The sequence below is a fragment of the Micromonospora sp. NPDC004336 genome (assembly GCF_053602615.1).
The window spans coordinates 21,459-27,458 of record NZ_JBSGDY010000077.1; the positions used below are offsets into that span (position 1 = coordinate 21,459).

General features: G+C 76.4%; 3 protein-coding genes and 1 pseudogene. 2 read left to right on the forward strand and 2 right to left on the reverse strand.

The features are described from left to right. Positions 1-93 precede the first annotated feature (93 nt). Positions 94-1,380: an aspartate--tRNA(Asn) ligase gene (aspS, locus tag ACWENR_RS17510; RefSeq protein ID WP_452278033.1), complete on the reverse strand. Its 1,287-nt coding sequence runs from the start codon at positions 1,378-1,380 to the stop codon at positions 94-96. A 373-nt stretch (positions 1,381-1,753) separates the two neighbouring features. On the opposite strand from aspS, the gene lipA reads away from it, so the two are divergent. Beyond that, on the forward strand, positions 1,754-2,803 hold the full coding sequence (lipA, locus tag ACWENR_RS17515; RefSeq protein WP_452278034.1) for a lipoyl synthase: 1,050 nt from the start codon (positions 1,754-1,756) through the stop codon (positions 2,801-2,803). A 166-nt stretch (positions 2,804-2,969) separates the two neighbouring features. Here lipA and ACWENR_RS17520 read toward each other — a convergent pair whose 3' ends face one another. Next, positions 2,970-5,867: an ATP-binding protein gene (locus tag ACWENR_RS17520; protein ID WP_452278035.1), complete on the reverse strand. Its 2,898-nt coding sequence runs from the start codon at positions 5,865-5,867 to the stop codon at positions 2,970-2,972. Here ACWENR_RS17520 and ACWENR_RS17525 point away from each other — a divergent pair. Continuing rightward, positions 5,833-6,000: pseudogene (locus ACWENR_RS17525) on the forward strand (penicillin-binding protein 2); the annotation flags it as partial. The gene ACWENR_RS17520 and the pseudogene ACWENR_RS17525 overlap by 35 nt on opposite strands.

Genomic DNA, 6,000 nt, shown 5'->3' on the forward strand with positions numbered 1-6,000 from the left:
CATGACGTTGTCGGCGCGACACGCCGATGCCGACGACGACAACGTCATGATCAACGAGGGCTAGGGGGCCGGGGGCGGGGGCGGCGGGGGCGGTCAGGGGGTCAGGCGGTGGAGGTCGCGGGGGAAGGCGGTGACCTCGCGGACGTTGGCCGCGCCGGTCAGGCGGGCCACGAAGCGTTCCAGCCCGATGGCGAAGCCGCCGTGCGGCGGCATGCCGTGCCGGAACGCGTCGACGTAGCCGGCGTACGGCTCGACCGGCTCGCCCCGCGCGGCGAGCGCCGCCAGGTAGTCGGCGTGCCGGTGCAGCCGCTGCCCGCCCGTCACCAGCTCCAGCCCGCGGAACAGCAGGTCGAACCCGTTCGAGTACGCGGGCCGCGCCGGGTCGGGGTGGGTGTAGAAGGGGCGCTTCGCCATCGGGTAGCCGGTGACGAAGAGGAACTCGGAGCCGTGCTCCCGCCGCGCCCACTCCCCCAGCGCCCGCTCGTGCGCCGGGGCCAGGTCCGGCTCGTCGGCCGGCGCGCCGGCGATCCTGAGCGCCTCGGTGAAGTGCACGGCGGGGATCTCCGCCGGCACCTCGGGGGCCTCGACGCCGAGCGTGGCGAGCGCGGCGCCGGCCCGCCCGCGTACCGCGTCGAGCATGCCGGCCAGCGTGTGCCGCAGCACCGCCATCACGTCCCGGTGGTCGGCGACGAAGCCCAGCTCGGCGTCGAGCGAGGTGTACTGCGCCAGGTGCCGCACCGTGTCGTGCGGCTCGGCCCGGAACACCGGCCCGACCTCGTAGACCCGCTCGAAGACGCCGACCATGAGCTGCTTGTAGAACTGCGGCGACTGGGCCAGGTACGCGGGCCGGCCGAACCAGTCCAGCGCGAAGACGTTCGCCCCGCTCTCGGTGGACGAGCCGACCACCTTCGGGGTGTGGATCTCCACGAAGTCGCGGGCGTCGAGCGCGGCCCGGAAACCGGCCACCGCCGCCGCCGAGACGCGCAGCGCCGCCGCGCGGGTCGGGTGGCGCAGGGCCACGGGCGCGTGGTCGAGCTGGGTGGGCAGGCTCGCGGTGAGCGCCGGCCGGTAGAGGTCGAACGGCGGCGGTGCGGCGGGCGGGCCGAGCGGTCGTACCGTCGGGGCCGTCAGCTCGACCCCGGCGGGCGCGGTCGGGTTCGCGACCGCCGTGCCGGTGACCTCGACGACGGTCTCCTCGCCGAGCCCGTCCAGCTCGGCGCGGACGGCCGGGTCGGTGACCACCACCTGGGCGAGGCCGGCGGAGTCCCGCACGATCAGGAAGGCCACCGACTTGAGCAGCCGGCGGCGGTGCACCCAGCCGGCGATGCGGACGTCCTCGCCGACATGGGCGGAGAGCTGGTGGGAAAGGATGCGTTGCACGGCGTTACCTCCTCGATCAATCGCAACGCGATCCCCGGGAGGTGTGGGCGAGCGGGAACCTCGCGGTGCCACCACACCTTCGCCCCCGCCGGAGCGGGAGCCTCGTTCGTCGCCTTTTCACCGGGGCCAGCCGGGCGGGCTCTACTGGGCGGACGGCGCGTCGCGCGTCACCGGCCGTTCTTCCCGCAGCTCGGGAGGGTCTTCGCACGCCGGGGCCAGACCGCCTCGCAGCAACCGGCGGCTCTCTTCAACTGGCGGGTCGGGGCGCTACTCGGCTCCGTCACAGCTCTGCCCGGCACGCTAGCACCTGTCCGACGTCCCGTGTGACGCCGTTCTTCCCGGGCGCGGTGTGCGGCGTCACAAGACTTCCGGCGTGACGCCCGTCGCCCGCGGTACATCGACGGCCGCCGTCGGGCGTAGGCTCGGTTTCGTGACGATCGAGCACTCCGCGCCGACGACCGGCCAGGTAGCGCGCACCGCGACGCCCGCCCCCGAGGGGCGGCGTCTGCTCCGCATCGAGGCGCGCAACGCCGAGACGCCGATCGAGCGCAAACCGCCGTGGATCAAGGTCAAGGCCAAGATGGGCCCGGAGTACACGCAACTGCGCGGGCTCGTCTCGCGCGAGGGGCTGCACACCGTCTGCCAGGAGGCCGGCTGCCCCAACATCTACGAGTGCTGGGAGGACCGGGAGGCCACCTTCCTCATCGGTGGCGACCAGTGCACCCGGCGCTGCGACTTCTGCCAGATCGACACGGGCAAGCCGGCCGAGTTCGACGCCGACGAGCCGCGCCGGGTCGCCGAGTCGGTGGTCTCGATGGGCCTGCGCTACGCGACGATCACCGGCGTGGCCCGCGACGACCTGCCCGACGGCGGCGCCTGGCTCTACGCCGAGACCGTCCGGCAGATCCACGCCCTCCAGCCCGGCTGCGGCGTCGAGCTGCTGATCCCCGACTTCAACGCCGTCCCCGAGCAGCTCGCCGAGGTCTTCGGCGCCCGCCCGGAGGTGCTCGCGCACAACGTGGAGACCGTGCCCCGGATCTTCAAGCGGATCCGGCCGGCGTTCCGCTACGAGCGCTCGCTGGACGTGATCCGCCAGGCGCGCGCCGACGGGCTGGTCACCAAGTCCAACCTCATCCTGGGCATGGGCGAGGAGCGCGCCGAGGTCTCCCAGGCGCTGCGCGACCTGCACGAGGCCGGCTGCGAGCTGATCACCATCACGCAGTACCTGCGCCCCACCCCCCGGCACCACCCGGTCACCCGCTGGGTCAAGCCGGAGGAGTTCGTCGAGCTGCGCGAGGAGGCCGAGGAGATCGGCTTCGCGGGCGTGATGAGCGGGCCGCTGGTGCGCTCCTCCTACCGCGCCGGCCGGCTCTACCGGCAGGCCCTGGAGGCCCGCGAGGGCGCCCCGGTCACCGCGGGCTGACCCGGCACCGACCGACCTCCCGCCGACCGGTGGCCGGCGGGAGGCGGCACTCGCCGCTCGGCTGAGCCGGAAGCGGCACCCTCCGCCCCCGCCGTACCGGAGCTGATGCCCGCCGCCCCGGCTGACCGGGTGGCGCGTCACGCTGGGCGGCGCTCTGCGCCCCCGGTCAGTGGGAGGCGGCGGGCTCGCCCAGCAGGCCGAGACGGTGCGCCAGCGCGGCGGCCTCGACCCGGTTGCTCACGTCGAGCTTGGCGATGATCCGTGAGACGTGCACGCTCGCCGTCTTCGGCGAGATGAACAGCTCCTCGGCTATCCGGCTGTTGCTGTGCCCCTCGGCGACCAGCCGCAGCACCTCCCGCTCCCGCAGGGTGAGCAGGTCGGCGCCGGGGCGGCCCCGGGTCGCCCCGCGCAGCCCCACCCGGCGGGCCAGTGTGGCGGCCCGCTCGGCGAGCGGCGTCGCGCCGAGCCGGTCGGCGATCGTGGCCGCCTCGGCCACCGCCGCCGCCACCTCGTCCCGCTCCCCCGCCGCGGCGGCCGCCTCGGCGAGCGCCAGCAGCGCCCGTCCCAGCGGGTACGGCTGCCCGTCCGCGCGCCACGCCTCGACCGCCGCCCGCCACGCCGGCAGCGCCTCGGCACCGGCCGACAGGAGGGCGCCCACCTGGGCGGCGTGCGCCCGCTCGACCGGGACGCGGGCGGGCAGCCGGGCGGCGATCGCGGACGCGTCGGCGGCCAGCCCGTGGTCGCCGGCCAGCGCCGCCGCGCGGGCGACGGCGCTGAGCACCGGCCAGCCCTCGTGGGGCAGCTGCGGCAGGCGCTCGTCGGCCAGCGCGTCGCGGGCCGCGCGGACGGCCTCGGCGGGGTCGTCCGCCGCCAGCGCCGCCTGGATGCGCAGCTCCCGCAGGGGCAGCCGGTGGTTCGGCCACAGGTACGGCCGGGCCAGGAAGCTGAGGGCCCGCCCCACCAGCTCCTCCGCGCCCGGGTGGCCCCGGGCCAGCCGCAGGCCCGCGCGCAGCTCCAGCCAGTGCATGCCCGAGACGCCCGGCGGATCGATCCGGGCCGCCTCCGCGCACGCCGCGTCGGCCTCGTCCCAGCGACCCAATGCGATCAGCGCCTCGGCCTGGTTCGACAGCAGGTACGCCCCGACGGAACGGCTGATGCCGACCCGCCGCGCCTCCGTCACCCCGGTGGCGGCGGCGTCGGCCGACTCGGCGTACCGGCCCAGCTCGAAGAGCACGTCGGAGAGGTGGACCAGCGCGCTCACCAACGCCGGCGCGGAGCCTGCGGCGCGGGCCCGCTCCTCGGCCTGGCGCAACCCGGCGAGGCGGCGCTCGGGCGAGGACTCGGTACGGCAGAGAATGGTGATCCGGGTCGGCAGCAGCTCCGGGTCGTCCCCGTACGCCTCCACCGCCGCCCTCGCCTCGGCGGCGAGCGCGGCCGCGTCCTCGGGGTCCGTCCGCATCAGGTGCGCGGCGATGTCGGCGAGCAGCCGGACCCGCTCCGGCCCGTCCGGCACCGCCGACGTCAGCCGGTACGCCTCCCACAGCTCGGCCGTGCCGTCGCTCTTGCCGACCATGGCCAGCATCCGGCCGCGCCGGTCCAGCAGCCGCGCGGCGCGCAGCGGCTCGGCGCCGCTGTCCACCTCCGCCAGGGCGGCCCGGGTGAGGGTGAGCGTCCGCTGGTAGTCGCCGGCGGTGGTGGCCGCCGCGATCGTCTCCTCCAGCACCGCGAGGTGGTCCATGCCGAGCCGGTCGCCCGCGTCGGGCACCAGCTCCCACAGCTCCAGCACGCGCTCCAGCAGCCGGCTCTGCTCCGCGTACGCGTACCGGTCGGCGGCGGCGCAGGCGGCGGTGCGGGCGGCGACCAGGGCCCGGGGGTGGTCGTGTGCGGCGTACCAGTGATGGGCGATCTCGGCCGGGGCGCGGCCGGCCCCCACGAGGTGCGGCTGCGCCTCGATGGCCGCCGCGAAGCGGGCGTGCAGCCGGGCGTGCTCGCCGGGCAGCAGCTCGTCGTGCACCGCCTCGCGGACCAGCGCGTGCCGGAACTCGTAGTCGCCCTCCGGGTCCGCCACCACGAGCTGGGCGGCGACGGCGGCGCGCAGCGCGTCCTCCAGCTCGGGCTCGGGCAGCCCCGCGACCTCGGCGATGAGCTGGTGGGCGAAGCGGGTCCCGCCGGCCGCGGCGATGCGCAGCACGCGCTGGGCCAGATCGGGCAGCCGGTCCACGCGGGCCAGCAGCAGGTCGCGCAGCGTCTCGGGCAGCGCGGCGCAGCCGATCGGACCACCGGCGGCGGCCAGCTCCTCGATGAAGAACGGGTTGCCCTGGGTGCGGTGGTGGACGTCGTCGACCGTACGGGCGACCTGCTCGGCGCCAAGCAGGTCGGCGAGGACCGCGCCCGTGCCGTCCCGGTCGAGGCGGCCCAGCTCGATCCGTTCGACGCCGCGCGCCCGGTCCAGCTCGGCGAGGAAGGGGCGCAGCGGATGCCCACGGTGCAGCTCGTCGGTGCGGTAGGTGCAGACCAGCAGCAGCCGGGCCGTGCGGGCGGCCCGCACCAGGAAGGCGATGAGGTCGCGGGTGGACCGGTCGGCCCAGTGCAGGTCCTCGATCACCAGCACCAGGGGTTGCCCGGCGGCCAACCGCTGGAACAGCTCGGCGACCAGGTCGAACAGGTAGCCGCGCGGCGCGTCGGAGAGCGGCGCCGGGGCGGGCGCGGCGGCACCGACCGGCCCCCGGGCCAGCTCCGGCAGGAGGCGGGCGAACTCCGCCTCGTAGCCGTCGAAGACGCCGGGACCGTCGCGGCGCAGCACCGCGCGCAGCGCCGCCGCGAACGGCGCGAAGGGCAGGCCGGCCTCGCCGAGTTCGAGGCACTGGCCGACCAGCAGCCGGGCGCCGGCGTCGACGGCCGAGCGGCCGAACTCCTCCACCAGGCGGGTCTTGCCCACCCCGGCCTCGCCGCCGAGCAGGACGGTCGTCGGCTCTCCCGCGCGGGCCCGGGCGAGGGCGTCGCGCAGGGCCGCGATCTCCGGTTGGCGGCCCACGAGGACGGTGCTGGCGGCGCGTACGGTCACGGCACCGAGCATGCCACGCCCCGCGCCGCCGCCGATTCCGATCCTGGAGGCGGTGACCACCGTCGAGGGCGCCACCGGCCGGGCCGCGGCGCTGCCCGAGTGGCGGGTCGCCGGCAAGACCGGCACCGGCTGG